Genomic DNA, 22469 nt, shown 5'->3' with positions numbered 1-22469 from the left:
CCGCCCCGGGAAGTCGTCGCGCCCGCGTACGCGCACCCGCCCCCGGCACTCCGACGCGGTCGACGGGCTCGTGATCGCCGTCGACCGGGGCCGCTACACGTGCGTGCTGTCCGACGCGGGGCCGGACGCGCCCCTGGTCACCGCCATGCGAGCCCGGGAGCTGGGGCGCAAGTCGGTGGTGGTCGGCGACCGGGTCGCCCTGGTCGGGGACACCTCCGGCGCGGCCGGGGCGCTGGCCCGGATCGTCCGGATCGCCGAGCGGACGTCGGTGCTGCGGCGCACCGCCGACGACGACGAGACCACCGCCGAGGGGCGGCTGGAGCGGGTGGTCGTCGCCAACGCCGACCAGTTGGTCATCGTCAGCGCGCTGGCCGACCCGCCGCCGCGCACCGGGTTCATCGACCGCTGCCTCGTGGCCGCGTACGACGCCGGCATCGAGCCGCTGCTCTGCCTGACCAAGGCCGACCTGGCCGGCCCCGAGGCGGTGCTCGGCTACTACGCCGAGCTGGAGCTGCCGTACGTGCTGGTCCGCCCGGACTCCGACCTCGACGCCCTGCGCAGCCTGCTCGCCGGCCGGATCTCGGTTCTGGTGGGGCACTCCGGGGTGGGCAAGTCGACGCTGGTCAACCGCCTGGTGCCCGACGCCGCGCGGGCGGTCGGCACGGTCAGCGCGATCGGCCGGGGCCGGCACACCTCCACGAGCGCGGTGGCGCTGCGCCTGCCGCGGCTGCCCGACCGCGACGACGGCGCACGGCAGCCTCCGTCCGGCGCGGCGCGCCCCGGAGCCGACCCGGGCTGGATCGTCGACACCCCGGGGGTGCGCAGCTTCGGGCTGGCGCACGTCTCCGCCGACAGCCTGCTGCACGGCTTCCCCGACCTGGTGGAGGGCACCGTCGACTGCCCCGCCAACTGCCCGCACACCCCCGACGCCCCCGGCTGCGGGCTGGACGCGTGGGTGGCCGCCGGCAAGGCCGACCCGCGCCGGCTGGCCTCGTACCGCCGGCTGCTCGCCTCCCGCGCCGGGGAGGGTGACGCGCGGGGTGAGCCCGACCAGCGGAATCCCGGCGACCCGCTCGCCGGCTCCTGACCGGGGCATCGCTACCGTTTGCGGCATGCCCGGGTACGCCGACGACATCGCCCTCGCCCACCTGCTCGCCGACGCCGCCGACGCCGTCTCCACGGCCCGGTTCCGCGCGCTGGACCTGCGGGTCGACGCGAAGCCCGACCTGACCCCCGTCTCCGACGCGGACACCGCGGTGGAGCGGGAGATCCGCGCGCTGCTGGCCGCGCACCGGCCGGCCGACGGCCTGCTCGGCGAGGAGTACGGCGAGCAGCCGGCCGGCGGCCCGGACGGCCGGCGGTGGGTGGTCGACCCGATCGACGGCACGAAGAACTTCATCCGCGGCGTGCCGGTCTGGGCCACCCTGATCGCGCTGCTGGAGTCCGACCGCCCCGTCGTCGGGCTGGTCTCGGCGCCGGCGCTGGGCCGCCGCTGGTGGGCGGCGCTCGGCGCGGGCGCGTACGCCGGGCCGGACGCCGCCGGCGGCGCCCCGATCCGGGTCTCCGGGGTCCGGGACCTCGCGGACGCCAGCTTCTGCTACTCGTCCCTGACCGGCTGGGAGTCCGCCGGCCGGTTGGACGCGATGCTCCAGCTCATGCGGGACACCTGGCGCAGCCGGGCGTACGGCGACTTCTACGGCTACATGCTGCTCGCCGAGGGCGCGCTGGACGTGATGGTCGAGCCGGAGCTGTCGTTGTGGGACATCGCCGCGCTGGTGCCGATCGTCACCGAGGCGGGCGGCACGTTCACCGACCTGGCCGGTCGGCCGGCCCCCTCGGGCGACGCCGGCACCGAGAGCAGCGCGGTGGCCAGCAACGGCGCGCTGCACGCCGATGTCCTCGCCCGGCTGGGTCGGCCAACCGAGCACTGACCTCCGGCAGCCTCTATCCTCGCCAGGTGGTCTCCTCCGGCTGGTGTTTCCTCGCGGCGATGATCGTCGCGTACGGCGTCGCCAACCTGCTCCAGTCGGTCGCCGCCGCCCGCACCACCGTGCACCACACCTTCGATCCGGGGCTGCTGCTGCGGCTGGCCGGCCACCGCACCTACCTGGTCGGGCTGGCCTGTCAGGTGGCCGGGTTCGTGCTGGCCTTCCTGGCCCGCCGGGACCTGCCGCTCTTCCTCGTCCAGTCCAGCGTCGCGGCCGGGCTCGGGGTCACCGCCCTGCTCGGCGTGCTGGTGCTGAAGTGGCGGTTGCCCGCTGCCGAGGTGGCCCTGCTGGTGCTGCTCTTCGCCGGGATCTGCGCGCTGGTGCTCTCCGCCCGGCCCGCGCCGTCCAAGCCGCTCGGCACCGCCGGCATGATCGTCCTGGCGGCGGTGCTCGGCGTGATCGCGGTGGTCGGCTTCTTCGCCGTACGCCTGCACGGGGCGCCCGGCTCGGTGGCGCTCGGCTCGCTGGCCGGGCTGGCGTTCTCCGCCGCCGCGGTGGCCGCCCGGCCGCTGGCCTCGGCCCCGACGGCGGAGGAGTTCGTCCGGGACCCGCTGCTCTACCTGCTGATCGCACACTCGATCGTCGGCCAGCTGCTGCTCGGCCTGGCCATGCAGCGCGGCTCGACGACGGCCGCCGTCGCGGCGATGGACGCCGCCGGGGCGGTGCCCGCGGCGATCGTCGGCCTGCTGCTGCTCAACGACAAGATCTGGCCCGGCCGGGAGTGGCTCGCCGCGGCCGGGTTCCTGGTCACCCTCGGCGCGGTCATCGGCCTCACCCGGTACGCCGAGCCCCAGCACCACCACGCGGTGGCCGGGGAACGGAACCGGGCCGTCGTCGGCGTCGGCGCCCCCGGCCGCCCCCTCTGAAGGGACGGCACCGGCGGGCCCCCGGTCAGGCCGCCTCGACCGGCTTGCGGCGGCGCACCACCCGCTCGTAGAGGCGCTCCAGCGCGCCCGCCGTCCGTTCCCAGGTGTAGCTGCACCGCACCCGGTCCACGGCGGCGTGCCCGTACGCGAACCGCCCGGCGTTGTCGGCGAGCAGCCGGCGCAGGGTCACGCCGAGCGTGCGGACGTCGCCCGGCGGCACCAGCCGCCCGGTGACCTCGTCGACCACCGCGTCGGCGATCCCGCCCATCGCGTAGCCGACCACCGGCACGCCGCAGGCCATCGCCTCCAGCGACACCCGCCCGGCGGACGAGTAGTGCGGGGTGCAGGCGACCACGTCCGCCGAGCGGTACCAGGTGGCCATCTGTTCGTGCGGGACCGCGCCGACCAGCTTCACCTGGTCGGCCACCCCGTTCCGCTCGGCCAGCTCGCGCAGCCGGCGGGCCTCGGCGTGCTGGGCGAGCTGCTCGGCGGGCGGGCCGCCGGCGATCACCAGCTCGGCGTCGCCGACCAGCCGCATGGCCCGGATCAGGTCCTCCTGGCCGTGCCCGGGCGAGAGCCCGCCGACGGAGAGGATCCGGGCCCGCTGGTCGCGGGGGGCGGCCTCGCCGTCGGGGTGGAACTGCTCGGTGTCGACGCCGGCCGGCACCATCGCCACGGAGGCGCGCTGCAGGCCCATCCGGGTCAGCTCGTCGACCTCGTCGTTGCACTGGGCGACCGCGATGTCCACCGCCCGGGTCAGCGCCCGCTCCAGCGGGATTCGCTCCCCCGGGCCGTCGTACTGCCGGCCGAGGTGGCGTAGCTGCTCGACACCGAGGGAGTGGAAGGTCTGCACCACCGGGATGTCGGTCTCGCGGACCGCGTGCGCGGCGGCGAGACCGCCGATCCAGTAGTGCCCGTGCACCACCTCCGGCTGCCAGCCGTCCGTCCACCGCTGCGCCAGCCACGAGCCGAACCCGGCCACGTACGGGACCAGCTCGGCGGTGGGGATCGGGACGGCCGGGCCGATGGGCACCCGCTCCACCCGGTAGCCGTCGACCGACGCCCGCTCCGGCAGGTCCGGGTCGTCGCGGCGTTCGTACACCCGGACGTCGTGGCCTCGCGCGGCCAGTTCCGCGGCGACCCTCGCGATGTGCTGGTGGGTGCCGACGGTCGGGGCGTCGGCACGCCTGGGCGGGCCGGCGTGCGCGCAGACGAGGCCGACGCGCATGGGTCACCTCCATGCGATCTTCTCAAGCGGTGGTCCTCGGTCAGAGGGTCCCATTAACCAGACTCTCGGGAGCCGAAACCTGGCAGATCGGGAAGAGCCCGGCGGGTGCTTGCGCGACGGCAAGCGTCACGCCCGACGGTCACCGCCCACCCACCCGTGGTTATCCGACGCGGAATTCCCGCATGACCCCTGTCAGCGGGGGTACGGGCTGACAATGCCTCTCACCCGCAGCCTCGCCGACGCCACCGTGGTGATCACCGGTGCCTCCAGCGGGATCGGCACGGCCACGGCGTACGCCCTCGCCCGCCGGGGCAGTGCCGTCGTGCTGGCCGCCCGCAGCGAGCAGGCCCTGCACCGGGTCGCGCAGCAGTGCCGTGAGCTGGGCGGACGCGCGTTGGTCGTGCCGACCGACGTGACCGATCCGGCGGCGGTCGAACGGCTCGCCGCTCGCGCGGTGGCCGAGTTCGGCCGGATCGACGGTTGGGTCAACAACGCCGCGGTCAGCGCCGTCGGCCTCTTCGACGAGATCCCGGTGGAGGAGTTCCGCCGGGTGCTGGAGGTGAACCTGCTCGGCGCCGCGTACGGCACCCGGGCCGCGCTGCCCCACCTCGGCGCGGCGGGAGGCGGGGTGCTGGTCAACAACGCCTCGGTGCTGGCCGAGGTGGCGATGCCCTACCAGTCGGCGTACAACGCCACCAAGCACGGCATCCGCGGCCTCGCCGACACGGTCCGGCAGGAGCTGCGGGTGACCGGGCGGGGCAACATCTCGATCTGCACGGTGTTGCCGGCCACCATCGACACCCCGTTCTTCCGGCACGCCGCCAACCACAGCGGGCACGAACTGCTGCCGCCGCCCCCGGTCTACCCGCCCGAGGTGGTGGCGGAGACGATCGTCCGGATGCTGCGGCGGCCGCGCCGCGAGGCGTACGCCGGCGGGGCCGCCCGGCTGATCGGCATGCAGTGGCGGCTCGCCCCGGCGCTGGCCGAACGGGTCCTCGGCTGGTACGCCCACCGCACCCAGTTCGGGCCCGCCCCGCGGCTGGACAGCACCGGCAACGTCTTCCACGCCGACGCGGCGGCCCGGCGCGAGGGCGGCTGGCACGGCCGGCGACGGCAGCTGGTGCGGATGACGGCCGCCTTCGGGCTGGCGGCGGCGGGAACGGCCGTCGGGACGATGGCCGCGATGACCCGCCGAGCGCGGACGGACCGCTGATGCGCGGGGCCGAACGGACCGGTGCGGGACCCGGGCCGGGGAGGCACAATGGGACGATCATGCCGACTGACGTGCGCTGCCGGGTGGAGACCGACCGGTCGTCCGGGGTGGTCCGGCTGACCGGCGTGCTCGACCGGGCCGAGGTCGGCACGGTGCGCGACGGGTTGCTGGCCCGGCTCTGCGACCGGCCCGGCCCGGTGGTGGTCGACGTGACCGACCTGCGGATGACCGACCCGGCGGCGCGGGACGTCTTCGCCGACGTGCGCCGGGAGGTCCTCGACTGGCCCGCCGCCGACCTGCTGCTCTGCGACCCGACCGGCACCGTCGAGGGCGTGCCCGCCTGGCCGACCCTGGGCGGGGCGATGGCCGGGCTGGCCGCCGCGCCGATGGCCGCCGTGGTCAGCGCCGACTTCCCGCCCGCCGTGGAGGCCGCCCGGCAGGCCCGGCAGCTGGTCACCGACGGCTGTCGCCGCTGGGGCCTGGCCGAGCTGGCCGAGCCGGGCTGCATCGCGGTCACCGAGCTGGTGGGCAACGTGATCGCCCACGCGCACACCGCGATGACGGTGCGGCTGGCCCCCCGGGACAGCACCCTGCACCTCGCCGTGCGCGACCACTCGTCGCGACAGCCGGCCTTCACCGGGCCGGCGCCGCTGGACACCGTCGGCGGGCGCGGCCTGCTGCTGATCGACACGGTCGCCCGCCGGTGGGGCAGCAGCCCGGTGCCGGGCGGCAAGGTCGTCTGGTGCGTCCTGTACGCCGCCGACGAGGCCGGCCTCGGGGGCTGACCGCCGCCCCGTTCCTCCCCCTCCGTCCCGGAGCACGGCGTTTCCGCCCGGATGGCCACGCCCGGCACCGGTTACGCCGGGAGGGCAGTGGGTAGTGGTCAGCCATGCGCGACGACGAGTACCCGACCCCCGTGTCCGACCCCGAGGCGGAGGGCCTGCCCGACACCGCCGACGACGACTCGACCGCCAACGACGACGTCCTGACCGGGCGCGAGGCGGACGGCCCGGAGCCGGCACAGTTGCCGGGCGACCGGACGCCGGTGGCGGTGGACCGGTACGGGACCACCGCCGAGGAACAGCTCGACGGCGAGTCGCTCGACTACAAGCTCGACCGGGAGCAGCGCGAGCGCCCCGCCGACGACCCGCTGGCGGGCCCCGTCGACCCGGACATCGCCGCCGAGGCCGACAGCGAGGAGGCCGCGGCACAGGCCCAGCTCGACGCGGACGTGCTCGAACCGGGGCCGACCTCCGACCCGAAGTCGCCGGTCTCCCTCTACGACCACGGCAAGCTCGGCAGCGTCGCCGACGCCCAGGTCGGCCGGCTCGTCGAACCCGACGAGGGGGCGCACACCGACCAGGAGACCGACTCGGTCGCGTACGACGCCGGGTCGGCCGGCGGCGGGGCGAGCGCCGAGGAGCTGGCGATCCACGAGACGCGCCCGCCGCACTCGGTCTGACGTGGCCCCGGGGGCTGGCGGGGAACCCTTCGGGGGAGGTTCCCCGCCAGCCCCTCAGTCGTCCAGGCCGCGCTCGATCGCGTACCGGGTCAACTCGACCCGGTTGTGCAACTGGAGCTTGCCCAGCGTGTTCTGCACGTGGTTCTGCACCGTGCGGTGGGACAGCCCGAGCCGGTCGGCGATCTGCTTGTAGGACATCCCCTTCGCCACCAGGCGCAGCACCTCGGTCTCCCGGTCGGTTAGCCGGGGCGCCGGGCCGGCCCCCGCGGCATCCCGGCCGGCCGTCGCGGCGGCGTCCGCCGGGGCCGCCGCCAACCGGCGGTACTCGCCGAGGACCAGCCCGGCCAGGCCGGGCGTGAAGACGGGCTCCCCCGCCGCAGTCCGGCGCACCGCGTCCAGGAACTCGGCCGGGGCGGCAGACTTCACCAGGTAGCCGGTGGCGCCCGCCTTCACCGCGTCCAGCACGCTCTGCTGCTCGCCGCTGGCCGACAGCATCAGCACCCGCACCTGCGGCAGCACGGCCCGCAGCCCCCGGATCACCTCCACGCCGGAGACGTCCGGCAGTTGCAGGTCGAGGACCACCACGTCGGGCCGGGTGGCGGCGGCGACCCGGACGGCCTGCCGGCCCTCGCCGCTGGTGGCGACGACGACGTGGCCGGCCTCGGTGAGGTCCCGGGCCACCCCTTCCCGCCACATCGGGTGGTCGTCGACCACCATCACGCGCACACCGCTCATGATCTCCCCCTCCGTCGCCCCTGCCGGGGACGGCCGATCCCCGGCCTCACCGCGCCGCCTCCCTCGGGACGGTCAACTCCACCTCCGTGCCGGCACCCGGCGCCGAGGTGATCCGCACCGTGCCGCCGAGGTCGGCGAGGCGGCCCCGGATGGACCGGGCGACGCCGAGCCGGCCCTCGGCGGCCGCCTCGTCCAATCGGCCGGCCGGGAAGCCCGGCCCCTCGTCGCGGACGGAGACGGTCACGGTCGTCCCCTCGTCCTCGATCAGCACCCAGGCCCGCCCGTCCGCGTGCCGGGCGACGTTGTCCAGCGCGGCGGCGGTCGCCGCGGCCAGCTCGTACGCCACCGGTCCGGGCAACGGCACCGGGGTGGCCGGCGCGGACACCGAGACCGTCGCGGAGGCGTACCGGCCGACCAGCGCCCGTAGGTCCGCCGGCCCGCTGTCGGCGCGGGCGCCGACCGGCGCGGCGCCGGCGATCAGGGCGCGCAGCGCGGCCTCCTGCTCCCCGGCCAGCCGGGCCAGCTCACCGGCCTCGCCGTCCAGGTGGGCACCGCGCCGCTGCACCAGGGCGAGCACCTGCAGGACGCCGTCGTGGATGTCCCGGGCCAGCCGCTCCCGCTCCCGGGTGGCGGCCTCCAGCTCCACCGCCCGGTGCAGCCGTTCCTCGGCGGTCACGGCCAGCCGGGCGACGTGCCCGACGACCACCCCGGCGAGCAGCAACAGGATCACCCCGGTGAGCGAGGACTGGCCGATCCGTTCGCGGGTGGCCAGGTCCGCCGCGCCGAGCACCAGGGCGGCCACCGTGCCCCGCCGCCGCCCACCGGAGACGGCCCACGCCAGCACCGGGCCGGCCAGCCAGGCCACCGCCAGGGTGGGCACGCCCGAGGCGAGCGCGGCGCGTCCGACCACCCACGGGTTGACCAGCAGGATGCCGAGGACGACCGCGAGGTCCGCGACGAGCAGCGGCCAGCCCCGTCGGGCCGGGCGGGCGTAGCCGACGGCGGTCACGCCGGTCCAGGCCACCATCAGCAGGACCACACCGCCGGCCGCGAGCGGGTGGGCGTACCGGTCGAGGTGCCGCACGGCCAGCACGCAGACGTACGCCAGGGAGGCGACCCGGAACACGGCGATGGCCCGCCAGAGCGGGACCTCGAAACCTCCGGGCGGCGTCGGCACGGTCGTCACGATGCCACAGCGGTGCCGGCGGCCGGCGGGCCGGCGGGTGCACGCCGGGAAACACTGACGTACGGTGGAAATGCCGCAAAAAACCTGTGATCCGCTGTCGGGACGGGGCCATGACGAATGCAGAATCCCCGGCACCGCGTACGGTTGTGCCCATCGAACCCTCCCTCCTGATCGCCGAGGCCTTCGACCAGGCTCAGGTGACCGAGCTACGGCACTCGGTCACCTCCTGCGCGCACGCCTCCGGGCTGACTGGCCAGCGCCTGGACGACTTCGTGCTGGCGGTCAACGAGCTGATCACGAACGCGGTCCGGCACGGCGGCGGCCGGGGCTGGCTGCGGCTGTGGCGGCAATCGGGGCAGCTCGTCTGCGAGGTCTCCGATCACGGCGGGGGGATCAGCGCGCAGCGGCTGGGCGACCGGAGCCGTCCCGCCCCGGACACCGCCGGCGGATGGGGGCTCTGGTTGGCCCGGGAGCTGAGCGACACCATGCAGGTCGACACCGGCGCCGCCGGCACGACGGTACGCATCAGCACCGCCGTCGGCGCCCCCGAACACATCGCCCGCCACCGCCGCGACTGACCCCTCGCCTCCCTCTCCCCTCCCCTCACCGCCGCGACCTTGCAGTTTCGGCCCCCGGATCGGGCGCCGTCGTCCGGTTCGTCCGGCCGGAAAGTGCAAGATCGCGGGCGCGGTGCGGGCCGGGGTCAGGCGAAGAGGGTGCTGACGGACTCGCCGTTGTGGATGCGGCGCATCGCCTCGGCCAACGCCGGTGCCACCGAGAGGACCTCCAGCTTCGGCACCCGCTTGTCGGCCGGGATCGGCACCGTGTTGGTGCAGACGATCTCCAGTACGCCGTCCTGCTCGCTGAGCCGCTGCAACGCGCCGCTGGAGAAGAGGCCGTGCGTGCAGGCCAGCCGGATCGAGCGGACCTTCAGCTCGCGCAGGTGCTCCATCAGCTCGATTACCGTGCTGCCCTTGGCGATCTCGTCGTCCAGCACGATCACGTCCCGGTCGGCCACGTCACCGATCACCGCGCTGATCTTGACCCGGTCGTCGCTGAACCGCTGCTTCGCCCCGGCGGCCACCGGCGTGCCGAGCCGGCGGGCGAACGCCGCCGCCTCCTTCGCGTTGCCCAGGTCGGGCGAGACCACCACCGTGTTGCTCAGGTCGTAGCGGGTGAAGTGCTCGGCCAGCTCGCGCAGCGCGTGCAGGTGGTCGACCGGCACGCTGAAGAAGCCGTGCACCTGGGGCGAGTGCAGGGTCATCGCCAGCACCCGGTCCGCGCCCGCGGAGGTGAGCAGGTCGGCCACGAGCCGCCCGCCGATGGAGATGCGCGGCGCGTCCTTCTTGTCCGACCGGGCGTACGCGTAGTGCGGCAGCACCACGGTGATCCGGCCGGCGGACGCGCCCCGGGCCGCGTCGATCATGAGCAGCAGCTCGACCAGGTTCTCCTGCACGGGCGGGACCAGCGGCTGGATCAGGAAGACGTCCCGCTCCCGGCAGTTGGCCTGCAACTGCACTTCCAGGCAGTCGTTGGCGAACCGGGACACCCGCACCGGGTGCAGGGGCACCCCGAGGTGGGCGCAGATCTCGGCGGCGAGTTCGGGATGGGCGGTTCCGCTGAAGACGGCGATGTCACGCACGTCCGCACATCGTACGGACGGTATCCGGGGCCGGGACCGACCGGGGCCGCGCCGGTCGGCGAAGCGCGGCCGGTCCGGGTACGGTGCTGCCGTGACCCCCCAGTACGTCGCCGCCATCGACCAGGGCACCACCTCCTCCCGGTGCATCGTCTTCGACCGCGCCGGAGAGATCGTCTCCGTGGCGCAGCGGGAGCACCGGCAGGTCTTTCCCCAGCCGGGCTGGGTGGAGCACGACGCCGAGGAGATCTGGGACAACGTGGAGCTGGTGGTCCGGGAGGCGCTGCGGGCCGCCGGGACCGACGCCGCCGGGCTCGCCGCCGTGGGCATCACCAACCAGCGGGAGACCACCGTGGTCTGGGACCGGGCCACCGGCCGGCCGGTGGCCAACGCGATCGTCTGGCAGGACACCCGGACCGGCCCGCTGCTGCGCGAGCTGGCGCAGGCGTACGGCGAGGAGCGGTTCCGCACCCGCACCGGCCTGCCGCTGGCCACCTACTTCGCCGGGCCGAAGCTGCGCTGGCTGCTGGCGCACGTCGACGGGCTGCGCGAGCGCGCCGAGCGCGGTGAGGTGCTCTTCGGCACGATGGACAGCTGGCTGATCTGGAAGCTGACGGGCCGGCACGTGACCGACGTGACCAACGCCAGCCGCACCCTGCTGATGGACCTGACCACCCTCGACTGGGACCCGGAGCTGCTCGACGCGATGGGCGTGCCGGCGGCGATGCTGCCGGAGATCCGCAGCTCCGCGGAGGTCTACGGGGAGGCGACCGGGGTGCTGGCGGGGGTGCCGGTGGCCAGCGCGCTCGGCGACCAGCAGGCCGCCCTGTTCGGGCAGACCTGCTTCCAGCCGGGCGAGGCGAAGTGCACCTACGGCACCGGCAGCTTCCTGCTGCTCAACACCGGCGCCAGTCCGGTCCCCTCCACCCACGGCCTGCTCACGACGGTCGCCTACCGCATCGACGGCCAGCCCGCCGCGTACGCGCTGGAGGGGGCGATCGCGGTGACGGGCTCGCTGGTGCAGTGGCTGCGGGACAACCTCGGCCTGATCTCCACCGCCGGTGAGGTGGAGGAGCTGGCGGGCACCGTCGACGACAACGGCGGCTGCTACGTCGTACCGGCGTTCTCCGGGCTGTTCGCCCCGCACTGGCGCAGCGACGCGCGCGGGGTCATCGCCGGGCTGACCGGCTACATCACCAAGGGGCACCTGGCCCGGGCGGTGCTGGAGGCGTCGGCCTGGCAGACCCGCGAGGTGGTCGACGCGATGAACGCCGACTCCGACGTGGCGCTGCGCCGACTGCGGGTGGACGGCGGGATGACCGCGAACGGGCTGCTGATGCAGTTCCTCGCCGACGTGCTCGACGTGCCGGTGGTCCGTAGCCGGATCACCGAGACCACCTGCCTCGGCGCCGCGTACGCGGCCGGCCTCGCGGTCGGCTTCTGGCCGGACCTGGCGACGCTGCGCGCCCAGTGGCGCTCCGACGCGCAGTGGGAGCCGACCATGGACCAGGCGCACCGGGAGCGGGAACTGCGCAACTGGCGCAAGGCCGTGCAGCGCACCCTCGACTGGGTGGACTGAGCGCCGCTCACTCCCAGCGGTTGCCGGTGAGCTTCTCGTAGACGTCGACGTAGCGGGCCCGGGTCGCCTCGACCACCTCGGCCGGCACCTCGGGCACCGGGGCCTGCTTGTCCCAGCCGCTCTCCACCGCCCAGTCCCGGACGTACTGCTTGTCGTAGGAGAACTGCGCCCGGCCCGGCTGGTACGACTCCGCCGGCCAGAACCGGGACGAGTCGGAGGTGAGCAGCTCGTCGCCGATCATCAGCGTGCCGTCGGGCGCCCAGCCCAGCTCGATCTTGGTGTCGGCGACCAGGATGCCCCGGTCGGCGGCCAACTCGGCGCCCCGCCGGTAGACGTCGATGGTGATCCGGCGCAGCCGCTCGGCGGTCTCGGCGCCGACCTTGTCCACCACCTCGGCGAAGGTGATCGGCTCGTCGTGCTCCCCCACCGGCGCCTTGGTCGACGGGGTGAAGATGGGCTCCGGCAGAATGGACGCCTCGACCAGGCCGCGCGGCAGCGCCACGCCGGAGACCGCGCCGGTGCGCTGGTACTCCTTCAGGCCGCCGCCGGTCAGGTAGCCCCGGGCGACGCACTCCACGGGGACCATCTCCAGCCGCCGGCAGCGGATCGCCCGGCCGGCGAACTCCGCCGGCACGTCGGTGGCCGAGATGACGTGGTTCGGCACCAGGTCGGACAGCTGCTCGAACCACCACAGGGACAGCGCGGTGAGCAACTTGCCCTTGTCGGGGATCGGCGTCGGCAGCACCACGTCGTAGATCGAGATGCGGTCGGAGGCGACCAGGATCAGGTCGTCGCCGTCGGCGTAGACGTCCCGGACCTTGCCCGAGTGCAGAAGTTCCACGCGGCCTATTACACCAGGCGACCTGCGTACGGCCGGCGGCGGTGGCGAACGGCATCGACGCGTACGCCCACGGGTGCGGCGGTGTGGCCGGACGGACGTTGACACCTCCCGCGCCGCCTGCGTGAATGATCCGGCCGCCCCGCCCACCGACCCACCAGGAGACTCCGTGCCCACCGCCCGCTCCCCGCTCCCCCGCGCCGGGGCGGACCCGGGCCGGCGGCGGGTGCTCGCCGCGCTGCTCGGGGCACCGGTGCTCGCGGCCGGCGGGCTCACCGGGTGCAGCCAGGAGCAGGCGGCGCCGACGGAGACCGGCCCGATCGAGCTGTCCGTCTTCTGGTACGGCGGGGCGAAGCGGGCCGAGCTGACCGAGCGGGTGCTGCGGCTCTACACCGACCGCAACCCCCGCGTCGGCTTCCGGATCACCTGGCAGGGCGTCGACGGCTACTACGACCGGCTGGCCACCCAGGCCGCGGGCGGCAACGTGCCCGACCTGATCCAGCTCGACGACGGTGTGCTCGCCGAGTACGCCCGGCGCGAGATCGTCCTCGACCTCAGCGGGTACGTCGCCGACCACCGGCTGGACCTGCGCGCCCTGCCCCCGGGTCTGGTGCGCTACGGGCAGGTCGACGGGCGCACGGTGGGCGTCGCCGCGGGGCAGACGGCCGCCACGTTGGTGCACAACCGCACGCTGCTGCGCCGGCTGGGCGTGCCCGAGCCGGACGCCGGGATGTCGTGGCCGGAGTACGTCGCCTGGGCGCGGCGGGTCACCCGGGCCAGCGACGGACGGGTGGCCGGCACGATGGACGCCTCCGGTGACTACCGCGCGTTCTGGTACTGGCTGCGCGGCCAGGGCGGTGAGCTCTACCAGGGCCGGCAGCTCGGCTTCGACGCCGACGCGCTGGTCGAGTGGTTCGAGCTGTGGCGGCGCGCCCGGTCCGACCGGGCCACCCCGAGCGCCGCCCTGGTCGAGCAGGCCGACAGCGGCGAACCCGCCCGGCAGCTGGTGGTCACCGGTGCCACGGCCGCCTCCTTCGCCTGGTCACACCAGCTTCCGGAGCTCCAGCGGCTCACCGGCGCCGAACTCGGCCTGGCCGCCCTGCCCGGTCCGGCGGCGGCGCAGTGGGCGCGGGCGTCGATGTACTGGGCGGGCTTCCGCGGCACCCGGCACCCGGCTGTGGTGGCGGACGTGATCAACTTCCTCACCGGCAACGGCGAGGCGGGCACCGTACTCGGTCACGAACGCGGGCTCAGCCCCAGCCTCGCCGTCCGCCGCTACGTCGAGGGCACCATCACCCAGCCGGCGCAGAAGCGCGCGGCGGCGTTCGGCGCCGCGCTGGCCGACCGGTTGGGGCCCGCGCCCGGCCCCCCGCCGCAGGGCCACCCCCGGGTGCGCGCGCTCCTGCTGGAGGCGGCCGAGAGCGTACGCAGCGGGGCGGCCGGCGCCCGGGCCGCGGCGTCGCGCTTCATGGGCCGGGCGGAAGCCGCACTCGCCGGCTGACCGCCGGCCCGGTCCGGCTTGCACGCCACAGGACCGGCCGGCACACGGGCGCGCGGGACCGGACCCGCGCCGCGGGTCAGCGCGGCGGGCCGCCGCGGCGGTTGCGCATCATCCGCAGCACCAGGAAGACGATCGCCGCGACCACGACCAGGCAGCAGAGCAGGCCGAGGAACCCGAAGCCGCCGCCGCGACGCCGCCGCGCGGCCTCCACCACCAGCTCACCCGTGCCGGTGGACGCCCAGGCCGCGACGGGCACGAACACCGACAGCACGACCGCACCGAGGACGGCGCTGAGCCGGCCCCACCACTTTCCGAATGAAGACATACAGACATCCTCGCCGACAACCGCAACCTCGGCACGTCGGTCGGCCGGGAACGCTCCGGCCGGGTTACGGGCCGGCGGGCGCCCGCGGGTGGGTTCCGCTGGCCGGGAACGCGCCGATGGGTTCGCCGGCCACGGTCACGGGCCGGCGGAGGCCGGCTCGTGCGATCGGGCCCGGAGACGCCGAGAGGCCCCGGAGATGATCTCCGGGGCCTCTCGCGGAAGTAGCGGGGACAGGATTTGAACCTGCGACCTCTGGGTTATGAGCCCAGCGAGCTACCGAGCTGCTCCACCCCGCGTCGGCTCGTTTACTCTATCGCATCCCTCGCACCGATGATCAGGGGCCCCCGGATCCCGGCCCCGGGTTCCCTTCCGGGCCGGCTCGAGCCGTCGCGGCGGCCCACCGCCGCCCGGCGCGACCGCCGCGCACGCAGCGCCGCGACCCGGAGACGCGGAACGGCCCCGAGGACATCCTCGGGGCCGTTCCGACGTGGTAGCGGGGACAGGATTTGAACCTGCGACCTCTGGGTTATGAGCCCAGCGAGCTACCGAGCTGCTCCACCCCGCGTCGGTTCGTACACCGTATCTCACCGACCCCGCTCGCCGCAAAACGACCGCCGACCGGGGCGGTCCGGGCCGCGCGCCGCCGCCCGGACCGCCGTACGAACTCAACCCAGCCAGTCCTCGATCGCGTCGACCGCCCGCCGGCTGTCGGCGTCGACCTGGGACCGCTCGGCGGAGGTGCCCTCCCAGCCCTGCTCCCACAGCACGGTCACCACGTCGCCGACCCGGACCGCCCGGATCAGCCGGACCTCCTCGCCGCCGGTCGGGTTGCCCTCGACGTCCCGGCCCGGCGTCCGGATCTCGAACAGCACCGCGTCGTCGCCGAAGCCGCCGTCGGCCAGCAGGCGCACCCGCGAGGTCGACGGGTTGCCGCCGCTCACCCCCGGTTGCTCCGGGCAGCCCCGCACCGCCGCCCGCAGCTCCCGCAGGAAGTCGTCGGCCCGGCCCGGACGGTAGACGGTGACGCTGTGCGCGTAGCTGCCGTCGGGGACATACCCCCGCGGGGTCTGCGGCAGTTTGTAGGCCAGGTTCCGGGTGCGGCGCTGCACGATCCCGGCGTCGCTGCGGTAACGGGCGTCGCAGAGCCCCGGCAGCGCGAGGGTGTCCCGGAAGACCGGCTCGATGCCCGTCCGGTTCGCGGCCGCCTGGACGAAGAACGCCCGGTCCGGGACCGAGGCGGGCGTACGCGGCGCCGCGCCGGTGCTCCCCGCCGTCGCCACGGGCGTACCCGTCGCCGGGGGTCGTCCCGTCGCCGCGGGCACGCCGGTCGGCGTGCCGGTCCCGGCCGGTGACGACGACGGGGTCGGCGCCGGGGCGGTGGCCGTCGACCCCGGGGTGCCGGCGGGCGGCGGAAGCGGGGTGACATCGCCGGCCAGCACCAGCCGGGTGCCGGTCGCCAGCCCGCCGACGAGCAGAGCCGCCGCGAGCGCGGCGCCGGCGATCCGGGCCCGGGCCCGCCGGTCGGCGCGCCGCCGCACCTGCTCGGGGACGGCCAGGCTGCGGCCGTCGGCGGCCTCGGCGAGCGACCGGTAGAGATCGGACAGTTCACGCGACATCGTTCGCCTCCAGTTCCTCCGCGGTCAGGTCGGGCAGCAGCGTGGCCAGCCGCGCCCGCCCCCGCGCCAACCAGGACTTGACGGTGCCGGTGGGCACCTGCGTCTCCCGGGCGATGTCCTGCACGGACATGTCGAAGAGGTAGTGCAGGGCCAGCGCCTGCCGCTGGGCGGCCGGCAGTTGGCGCAACGCGCCCGCCAGCAGCACGCCGTCCAGGCTCGGCGGCGGCACCGGCTCCGGCGGCCCCGTACGGCTCAGCATCGAACGCCAGCCCTGCATCCGGCGCCACCGGTCGGTGGCCAGCCGCGCGACCACCAGCCGCAGCCATGCCTCCGGCGCGGGGTGGGTGGTGAGCCGGCCCCACTGCCGCCAGGCGCGGGCGTACGCCTCCTGCACCAGGTCCTGCGCCTCGGTGTGGTCGCCCGCGACGGCGTAGCCGTAGCGGAGCATCCGTCGTGAGGTGCTCCGGTAGAACTCGTCGAAGCTTGTCGCGTCCCTCATGTCCCGACCACGCTCCCCCCGGCCGTTGCGGCCTCTTGCAGGAAGGACGAGGTCAGGGCGGGGTGGGTTGCGGCGGCCGGGCCGCCGGTCGGGAAAACGACAGCGCCCCCGGCGCCGGGACCTGGTCGGTCCGCGGGCCGGGGGCGCTGCGACGGTGGGCCGGGATCAGCCGCTCGGGGTCGGTGCGGCGCTGCCGCTGGCCGCCGGGGACGCCGGCGGACTGCCGCTGGGCGTGGCCCCGGGCGCCGGGGCGGCCGCCGCCCGCTGGGCCTGCTGGAAGGCGGTGAGCGCCTCGTCCAGCGCCTTCAACGCGCGGCCGTACCGCTCGAAGTCGCCGGACGTCTGCGCGGCCCGGACCTCCGTGATGGCGGTCTGGACCCGGTCGGCCGCCGCGGCCAGCTCACCGGTCAGCGCGGGCGGGGTGCCGCCCGGCGGGGTGCCGCCCGGCGGCGGCGCGCCCGGGGTGGCGGCCTGCTTGCCCTGCTCGATGAGCTGCTTGATGCCGTCGGCCACGTTGTTGGCCAGCACCACGTACGAACCGCCGTCGCCGTAGGACATCAGCACCCGCTGCAGCAGCGGCGGGGCGTTCTGCGCGGCGGTCTTCACGTAGACCGGCTCGACGTAGAGCATGCCGTCGCCGAACGGCAGGGAGAGCAGGTTGCCGTACTGCACCTGCGCCTGCTGGGACTGGAGCAGGTTGAGCTGCTGCCGGATGTTGGCGTTGTTGGTCATCGACTGGTGCACCTGCACCGGGCCGGAGACCCGGGTCTGGTCGGGCAGGTCGAGCACCTCCAGCTTCGGCTGCCCGTCGACGTACGACCCGGAGACCAGCGCGGCGAGGTTCTCCCGGCCGTTCGGGGTGAGCGCCGAGGTGAGCTGGAAGCGCGGCGACTCCTGGCCGGGGAACTGCGTGAACAGGTAGTACGGCGGCTGCTTCTGGCCGGTGTCGGGGGCGTCCGGCACGTTCGGCACCTGCCAGAAGTCCTGGGCGGAGTAGAAGTCGCCCGGGTCGGTCACGTGGAACCGGGTCAGCAGGTTGCGCTGCACCTTGAACAGGTCCGCCGGGTAGCGGAAGTGCTCGGCCAGCTCCACCGGGATCTCCGCCTTCGGCAGGACCAGGTCGCCGCCGAACGCCTTGTTCCACGCCTTGAGCACCGGGTCGGTCTCGTCGAACTCGTAGAGCCGGACGGTGCCGTCGTACGCGTCGACGGTGGCCTTGACCGAGTTGCGGATGTAGTTGACGTTCTCCCGGGCGAGCTGGAACGTGCCCCGCCCGGTCAGCTCGTCGGCCGTCTGCTCCTGGAGGTTGATCCGCTCGGCGTACGGGTAGGTCGCCGCCGTCGTGTAGCCGTCGACGATCCACTGGATGCGGCCGTCCACCACCGCCGGGTACGGGTCGCCGTCCAGGGTCAGGAACGGGGCCACCTTCTCCACCCGGTCCCGCGGGTTGCGCACATAGAGCAGCTTGGAGTTCTCGTTGACGGCGTCGGAGAGCAGGAAGTTCGACTCCTGCTCCTTGATCGCGTAGAGCAGCCGGCGGGTGAACGAGCCGATCTCGACGCCACCCTCGCCCGTGTAGGTGTAGGACTCGCCGCCCTCGCCCACGGGGCGGTCGAACTCCGCCTTCCGCTCCGGGTCGGTCTGGCCCACGATCGCGTAGTCGCCCTCGTCCATCCGCTCGCCGTAGTAGACCCGGGGCTGCTTCGCCGGGACCTGCTCGGTCTGCGCGGCGCACTGCTCGTTCGTCTGCGCCTGGCCTTCCTGCTTCTGCTGCTCCTGCGGGTCGCCGAGGAAGCCGGAGACGAAGAACGGCTGGCCGCCGCAGACCACCCGGTTGCCCGGCGCCGCCACCAGTCCGTAGCCGTGGGTGAAGACGGTGTGCCGGTTGATCCAGGTGTTCTGCTGCGCGGTGAGCTGCCGGTAGTTGACCTCGCGGAGGCCGACCACGTAGTCCTGCACCTTGCCGTTGACCGCGTACCTGTCGACGTCCAGCTTCTCGCCGAAGTCGTAGAACTGCCGTACCTGCTGCCGCTGGGTGTAGGTCTCGGAGACGAGCTGCGGGTCGAGCAGCCGGATGTTCGGCACCACGGAGGTGTCCGTGGCGAGGCTCGCCGGCGGGGTCAGGTTGCTGGCCGCGTACGGCCTGGTGGTGGCCGCGTCCAGCCCGAACGCCGCCCGGGTGGCCTTGATGCTGCGCTCGATGTACGGCCCCTCCTTCTCCTTGGCGCTCGGCTTGACCTCGAAGGTCTGCACCGCCCAGGGGTAGATGCCGCCGATGGCGACGGCGGAGACGCCGAGCAGGGCCAGCGAGATGCCCGGCCAGACCAGGTTCCGCATCCAGGCGTTGGAGAAGACGATGATCGCGATGGCCACCACGATGGAGATGTAGGCGAGGATCTCCTTGGCCGGCAGCAGCGCGTTGACGTCGGCATAGCCGGCGCCGTAGACGTTGGCGCCGTCGTTGTACTCCAGCAGCATCGCCCGCCGGTCCAGCACGTACGCGATGGCCTTGAGCAGCACGAAGACCGCGACCAGCGTGCTCAGGTGGGCCCGGGCGGCGTTGGTCATCCGGTCGCCGACGCCCTGGAGGCGGACGCCGCCGAAGATGTAGTGCACGGCCAGTGCGCCGATCACCGACAGCACCACCGCGGTGAAGCCGACCCCGAGCAGGTAGCGCCAGAACGGCAACTGGAAGACGTAGAACCCGACGTCCACCCCGAACTCCGGGTCCTTCACGCCGAAGTCCCCGCCGTTGCGGAAGAGCAGCCACTGGTTCCACCGGCTCTGCGCCGACAGCCCGGCGAAGAGGCCGACCACGCCGGCGACCAGCGCTGTCCACAGGCCGAGCCGGGGGCCCAGCGCCATCCGGTAGCGCTCCAGGGTGGCCTGTTCCGGTGAGTGCGGGCGCATCCTGGGCCGCATCCGGTGGGCCAGCCAGAGGTTGCCGCCGACGATCACGGCCATGCCGAGGCCGACGGCGAGGAAGAGCAGCAAGCGGGTCGCCAACACCCCCGTGAAGACCTGGGTGTAGCGGACCTCGTCGAACCACAGCCAGTCCGTCCACGCCTGGACACCCCAGCCGAGCAGGGTGAAAAGCACGAACACCCCGACCAGGACACCGATCGTGACGCGACCGCGTCGGCTCATCCTCGGCAGGGGGCTGCTGCTACGCATGACCACTGTTGGCTCCGCACGCTCGATGTGATCGGCTCCGACCAGGCACCCAGAGTACGGGGTGTTCCTGAACGTGGCGGTCCAAGGTCACGCGGCGGCCACGCGGAGCCGCCCGGTGGTCCGCGCGGCGGGGTCAGCAGCGGGTCGGCTGGCCGCCGGCGCGCAGCGTCTCCAGGGCGGCCAGCGCCTCGTCCAGCGTGCCGACCTTGAGCAGCGGCAGACCGGGCTGCGGGTTGCGGACGGCCTCGGCGCAGTTGTCCGCCGGGACCAGGAAGGCCGTCGCGCCGGCCTCCTTCGCACCCACCAGCTTCTGGGCGATGCCGCCGATGGGACCGACCCGCCCGGTGTCGTCGATGGTGCCGGTGCCGGCGATGATCTTCCCGCCGGTCAGGTCCTCCGGGGTCAGCTTGTCCACGATGCCGAGCGCGAACATCAGGCCGGCGCTCGGCCCGCCGATGTCCTCCAGGTCGATGCTGAGGGTGAACGGGTGCGGCTGCTGCTGCTCGATCTCGATGCCGATGCGGGGCCGGCCGTCCTGCTCCCGACTGGTCACCTTCGCCGTGGCGGCGGCGCCGCCGCGGGTGTAGCCGATCTCCAGCGCGGTCCCGGCGGGCTTGGCCCGGATCAGCTCGGTGAGCCGGGCGGCCACCGGCACCGGCTGTCCGTCCACCGACGTCACCACGTCGCCGGGCTTCAGCACGCCGGCGGCCGGGCCGTCGGCGGTCACGGTCTTGACCACCACCTGCACCGGGTAGCCCAGCTCGCGCAGCGCCGCGGTCTCCGCGCTGCTCTGGGAGACCTTGAAGTCCTCCGCGTTGCGTTCGTCGATCTGCTTCCGGCTCTCCCCGGGCGGGTAGACCAGCTCGCGCGGCACCACCGCCTCGTCGTCGGAGAACCAGCCCTGGATCGCCGAGCGCAGCTTGACCGTGGGCTGCACCCCGACCGTGGTCAGCCGGAGCTGCCCGGCGGACGTGGACGTCTCCCGGCCGGTGACCTGGATGACCTCCTTGCCGTTCTCCTTGCCCAGCGTGTTCACCGTCGGCCCGGGGCCGAGCACCACGTACGGGATGGGCGTGCCGAGCACGCCGATGCTGAGCAGGGTGGTGAGCAGAGCACCGAGCAGGACGGTCACGCCGCGACGTCTCATGCGGCAGAGCGTACCGACCGGGGTGGGGGGCTCCGGCGGGCGAACCGCGACTTCGCCCTCAGCGCAACGCCAGCGGCGGCGACCCGGGGTGTGGCGCGCGTACCGTAGACGTCGTGCCTGATATTCCGTTCGGTTTCGCGCTCCCGGGTGGGCAACCACCAGACCCCAACGATCCCGCGCAGATGCAGCAGTTCATGTCGCAGTTGCAGCACCTGCTGTCCGCGTCGGGCAGCGGGCCGGTCAACTGGGACCTGGCCCGGCAGGTGGCCGCCAGCCAGCTCGCCGCCGCCGGTGACCCGGCGGTCTCGCCCTACGAGCGCAACGCGGTGGAGGAGGCGCTGCGGCTCGCCGACCTGTGGCTGGAGCCGGCCTCCGCCCTGCCCTCGGGCATCCAGACCTCGGTGGCCTGGAACCGCAACGAGTGGATCTTCAAGACCCTGGACGTCTGGCGCAAGCTCTGCGACCCCGTCGCCAGCCGGATGGTCGGCGCGATGGGCGACCTGGTGCCACCGGAGGCGCGCGCCCAGCTCGGCCCGATGCAGTCCATGGTCGCCACCCTCGGCGGCGCGCTCTTCGGCGGCCAACTCGGTCAGGCACTCGGCTCGCTCGCCGCGGAGGTGCTCTCCGCCGGTGACATCGGGCTGCCGCTCGGCCCGGCGGGCACGGCCGCGCTGATCCCGGCCAACATCCGGGCGTACGGCGAGGGCCTGGAGCTGCCGGAGGACGAGGTCCGCCTCTACGTGGCCCTGCGCGAGGCCGCCCACCAGCGGCTCTTCCAGCACGTACCGTGGTTGCGCGGGCACGTGCTCAGCGCCGTGGAGACGTACGCCGCGGGCATCCGGGTCAACCGGGAGGCGATCGAGGAGGCGATGGGCCGGGTCGACCCGACCGACCCGGAGTCGATGCAGGCGATCGCGCTGGAGGGCATCTTCACGCCGGAGGACAGCCCGGCGCAGAAGGCGTCGCTGGCCCGGCTGGAGACGGCCCTGGCCCTGGTCGAGGGCTGGGTCTGCCACGTGGTGGACAGCGCGGCCGGCGGCCGGCTGCCCAGCGTCGTCAGCCTCGGCGAGGCGTTCCGCCGTCGCCGGGCGGCCGGCGGTCCGGCCGAGCAGACCTTCGCGGCCCTGGTCGGCCTGGAGCTGCGCCCGCGCCGGCTGCGCGAGGCGGCGGCGCTCTGGGCGGCGCTCACCGAGCGCCGGGGCATCGCCGGCCGCGACGCTCTCTGGGGTCACCCCGACCTGCTCCCCTCGGACGCCGACTTCGCCGATCCGGTGGCCTTCGCCATGGCCGAGCTCGACCTCAGCGAGCTGGAGAACTTCGACTTCAGCGCGCCGGGCGGCCCGGAGGAGAAGGCCCCGGGCGAGCCGGAGCAGCGACCGGACGACACCGACGGCGGCGACGCCCGCCCCTGACCCGCCCGCGGCGACGGTGCCGCCCGCCCCGGACCGGGTCGGGCGGCCCGGCCGGCGCCCT

19 protein-coding genes, 2 tRNA genes and 1 pseudogene are annotated in these 22469 nt (G+C 74.5%); 10 read left to right on the top strand and 12 right to left on the bottom strand.

Going from position 1 to position 22469, the window contains the following annotated elements:
• Nucleotides 1–103: 103 nt before the first annotated feature.
• The 3 genes and pseudogenes from ACGF7U_RS21895 to ACGF7U_RS21885 all read left to right on the top strand — a co-directional run bounded on the left by ACGF7U_RS21895 (nucleotide 104) and on the right by ACGF7U_RS21885 (nucleotide 2925).
• Nucleotides 104–1087, top strand: coding sequence for a ribosome small subunit-dependent GTPase A (locus ACGF7U_RS21895; protein ID WP_393109626.1), 984 nt, complete (start codon nucleotides 104–106; stop codon nucleotides 1085–1087).
• A gap of 25 nt (nucleotides 1088–1112) precedes the next feature.
• Nucleotides 1113–1931 carry a histidinol-phosphatase gene (gene hisN, locus ACGF7U_RS21890; protein ID WP_393109362.1) on the top strand — a complete coding sequence of 273 codons (819 nt, stop codon included), beginning with the start codon at nucleotides 1113–1115 and terminating at the stop codon, nucleotides 1929–1931.
• Between the two features lie 59 nt (nucleotides 1932–1990).
• Nucleotides 1991–2925: pseudogene (locus ACGF7U_RS21885) on the top strand (hypothetical protein).
• Here the strand turns inward: ACGF7U_RS21885 and ACGF7U_RS21880 are convergent.
• Complete coding sequence (locus ACGF7U_RS21880; protein ID WP_393109360.1) at nucleotides 2880–4082, bottom strand: glycosyltransferase; 1203 nt, start codon at nucleotides 4080–4082, stop codon at nucleotides 2880–2882. The pseudogene ACGF7U_RS21885 and the gene ACGF7U_RS21880 overlap by 46 nt on opposite strands.
• A 214-nt stretch (nucleotides 4083–4296) precedes the next feature.
• Between ACGF7U_RS21880 and ACGF7U_RS21875 the strand changes: the two genes are divergently transcribed.
• The 3 genes from ACGF7U_RS21875 (at nucleotide 4297) to ACGF7U_RS21865 (ending at nucleotide 6757) form a co-directional block, all read left to right on the top strand.
• Complete coding sequence (locus ACGF7U_RS21875; protein ID WP_393109358.1) at nucleotides 4297–5295, top strand: SDR family oxidoreductase; 999 nt, start codon at nucleotides 4297–4299, stop codon at nucleotides 5293–5295.
• 59 nt (nucleotides 5296–5354) lie between these two features.
• Entirely contained in the window at nucleotides 5355–6080 is a 726-nt protein-coding gene (locus ACGF7U_RS21870) for an ATP-binding protein (RefSeq protein WP_393109356.1), read from the top strand.
• A gap of 104 nt (nucleotides 6081–6184) precedes the next feature.
• Nucleotides 6185–6757, top strand: coding sequence for a DUF5709 domain-containing protein (locus ACGF7U_RS21865; RefSeq protein WP_393109354.1), 573 nt, complete (start codon nucleotides 6185–6187; stop codon nucleotides 6755–6757).
• A gap of 54 nt (nucleotides 6758–6811) precedes the next feature.
• On the opposite strand, the gene ACGF7U_RS21860 is transcribed toward ACGF7U_RS21865, so the two are convergent.
• Both ACGF7U_RS21860 and macS read right to left on the bottom strand, forming a co-directional pair.
• Nucleotides 6812–7492, bottom strand: a complete 681-nt coding sequence (locus tag ACGF7U_RS21860; protein WP_393109352.1) for a response regulator — start codon at nucleotides 7490–7492, stop codon at nucleotides 6812–6814.
• 46 nt (nucleotides 7493–7538) lie between these two features.
• Nucleotides 7539–8669 (bottom strand): MacS family sensor histidine kinase, encoded by a 1131-nt coding sequence (macS, locus tag ACGF7U_RS21855; RefSeq protein WP_393109350.1) that lies wholly within the window; start codon nucleotides 8667–8669, stop codon nucleotides 7539–7541.
• Nucleotides 8670–8788: 119 nt separating this feature from the next.
• Here macS and ACGF7U_RS21850 point away from each other — a divergent pair, with 119 nt between their 5' ends.
• Nucleotides 8789–9256, top strand: coding sequence for an ATP-binding protein (locus tag ACGF7U_RS21850; protein WP_393109348.1), 468 nt, complete (start codon nucleotides 8789–8791; stop codon nucleotides 9254–9256).
• Between the two features lie 125 nt (nucleotides 9257–9381).
• Here the strand turns inward: ACGF7U_RS21850 and ACGF7U_RS21845 are convergent, their stop codons facing one another.
• Nucleotides 9382–10320: a ribose-phosphate diphosphokinase gene (locus ACGF7U_RS21845; protein ID WP_393109346.1), complete on the bottom strand. Its 939-nt coding sequence runs from the start codon at nucleotides 10318–10320 to the stop codon at nucleotides 9382–9384.
• A gap of 91 nt (nucleotides 10321–10411) precedes the next feature.
• On the opposite strand from ACGF7U_RS21845, the gene glpK reads away from it, so the two are divergent.
• Nucleotides 10412–11896, top strand: a complete 1485-nt coding sequence (glpK, locus tag ACGF7U_RS21840; protein WP_393109344.1) for a glycerol kinase GlpK — start codon at nucleotides 10412–10414, stop codon at nucleotides 11894–11896.
• Between the two features lie 7 nt (nucleotides 11897–11903).
• Here the strand turns inward: glpK and ACGF7U_RS21835 are convergent, their stop codons facing one another.
• Entirely contained in the window at nucleotides 11904–12737 is an 834-nt protein-coding gene (locus ACGF7U_RS21835) for a phosphoribosylaminoimidazolesuccinocarboxamide synthase (protein ID WP_393109342.1), read from the bottom strand.
• A 166-nt stretch (nucleotides 12738–12903) separates the two neighbouring features.
• On the opposite strand from ACGF7U_RS21835, the gene ACGF7U_RS21830 reads away from it, so the two are divergent.
• Nucleotides 12904–14235, top strand: a complete 1332-nt coding sequence (locus ACGF7U_RS21830; RefSeq protein ID WP_393109340.1) for an ABC transporter substrate-binding protein — start codon at nucleotides 12904–12906, stop codon at nucleotides 14233–14235.
• Nucleotides 14236–14311: 76 nt separating this feature from the next.
• On the opposite strand, the gene ACGF7U_RS21825 is transcribed toward ACGF7U_RS21830, so the two are convergent.
• The 7 genes from ACGF7U_RS21825 to ACGF7U_RS21795 form a co-directional block, all read right to left on the bottom strand.
• Nucleotides 14312–14560: a hypothetical protein gene (locus ACGF7U_RS21825; protein ID WP_393109338.1), complete on the bottom strand. Its 249-nt coding sequence runs from the start codon at nucleotides 14558–14560 to the stop codon at nucleotides 14312–14314.
• 222 nt (nucleotides 14561–14782) lie between these two features.
• Nucleotides 14783–14856 (bottom strand) — tRNA-Met (locus tag ACGF7U_RS21820).
• 192 nt (nucleotides 14857–15048) lie between these two features.
• Nucleotides 15049–15125 (bottom strand) — tRNA-Met (locus tag ACGF7U_RS21815).
• Between the two features lie 100 nt (nucleotides 15126–15225).
• Complete coding sequence (locus ACGF7U_RS21810) at nucleotides 15226–16176, bottom strand: hypothetical protein (protein ID WP_393109336.1); 951 nt, start codon at nucleotides 16174–16176, stop codon at nucleotides 15226–15228.
• Complete coding sequence (locus ACGF7U_RS21805; RefSeq protein ID WP_393109334.1) at nucleotides 16166–16675, bottom strand: RNA polymerase sigma factor; 510 nt, start codon at nucleotides 16673–16675, stop codon at nucleotides 16166–16168. Before ACGF7U_RS21805 ends, ACGF7U_RS21810 begins: the two co-directional genes overlap by 11 nt.
• 165 nt (nucleotides 16676–16840) lie before the next feature.
• Nucleotides 16841–19849, bottom strand: a complete 3009-nt coding sequence (locus ACGF7U_RS21800) for a UPF0182 family protein (RefSeq protein ID WP_393109332.1) — start codon at nucleotides 19847–19849, stop codon at nucleotides 16841–16843.
• A gap of 133 nt (nucleotides 19850–19982) precedes the next feature.
• The gene (locus ACGF7U_RS21795; RefSeq protein WP_393109330.1) at nucleotides 19983–20996 is read right to left on the bottom strand and encodes a PDZ domain-containing protein; all 1014 of its coding nucleotides are present in this window, start codon (nucleotides 20994–20996) and stop codon (nucleotides 19983–19985) included.
• A gap of 113 nt (nucleotides 20997–21109) precedes the next feature.
• On the opposite strand from ACGF7U_RS21795, the gene ACGF7U_RS21790 reads away from it, so the two are divergent.
• A complete protein-coding gene (locus ACGF7U_RS21790) occupies nucleotides 21110–22408 on the top strand; it encodes a zinc-dependent metalloprotease (RefSeq protein WP_393109328.1) in 1299 nt (432 codons plus the stop codon).
• Nucleotides 22409–22469: the final 61 nt, after the last annotated feature.

Source organism: Micromonospora sp. NPDC047670 (genome assembly GCF_043204915.1).
GTDB lineage: Bacteria > Actinomycetota > Actinomycetes > Mycobacteriales > Micromonosporaceae > Micromonospora.
Note: the sequence above shows the minus strand (reverse complement) of the source record. Positions and strands in the feature narration are given on the sequence as shown.

Coding starts and splice junctions, on each gene's coding strand:
- hisN (WP_393109362.1), top strand. CDS start 1,113: ATGCCCGGGTACGCCGACGACATCGCCCTCGCCCACCTGCTCGCCGAC.
- ACGF7U_RS21880 (WP_393109360.1), bottom strand. CDS start 4,082: ATGCGCGTCGGCCTCGTCTGCGCGCACGCCGGCCCGCCCAGGCGTGCC.
- ACGF7U_RS21875 (WP_393109358.1), top strand. CDS start 4,297: ATGCCTCTCACCCGCAGCCTCGCCGACGCCACCGTGGTGATCACCGGT.
- ACGF7U_RS21870 (WP_393109356.1), top strand. CDS start 5,355: ATGCCGACTGACGTGCGCTGCCGGGTGGAGACCGACCGGTCGTCCGGG.
- ACGF7U_RS21865 (WP_393109354.1), top strand. CDS start 6,185: ATGCGCGACGACGAGTACCCGACCCCCGTGTCCGACCCCGAGGCGGAG.
- ACGF7U_RS21860 (WP_393109352.1), bottom strand. CDS start 7,492: ATGAGCGGTGTGCGCGTGATGGTGGTCGACGACCACCCGATGTGGCGG.
- ACGF7U_RS21850 (WP_393109348.1), top strand. CDS start 8,789: ATGACGAATGCAGAATCCCCGGCACCGCGTACGGTTGTGCCCATCGAA.
- ACGF7U_RS21825 (WP_393109338.1), bottom strand. CDS start 14,560: ATGTCTTCATTCGGAAAGTGGTGGGGCCGGCTCAGCGCCGTCCTCGGT.
- ACGF7U_RS21810 (WP_393109336.1), bottom strand. CDS start 16,176: ATGTCGCGTGAACTGTCCGATCTCTACCGGTCGCTCGCCGAGGCCGCC.
- ACGF7U_RS21805 (WP_393109334.1), bottom strand. CDS start 16,675: ATGAGGGACGCGACAAGCTTCGACGAGTTCTACCGGAGCACCTCACGA.
- ACGF7U_RS21800 (WP_393109332.1), bottom strand. CDS start 19,849: ATGCGTAGCAGCAGCCCCCTGCCGAGGATGAGCCGACGCGGTCGCGTC.
- ACGF7U_RS21795 (WP_393109330.1), bottom strand. CDS start 20,996: ATGAGACGTCGCGGCGTGACCGTCCTGCTCGGTGCTCTGCTCACCACC.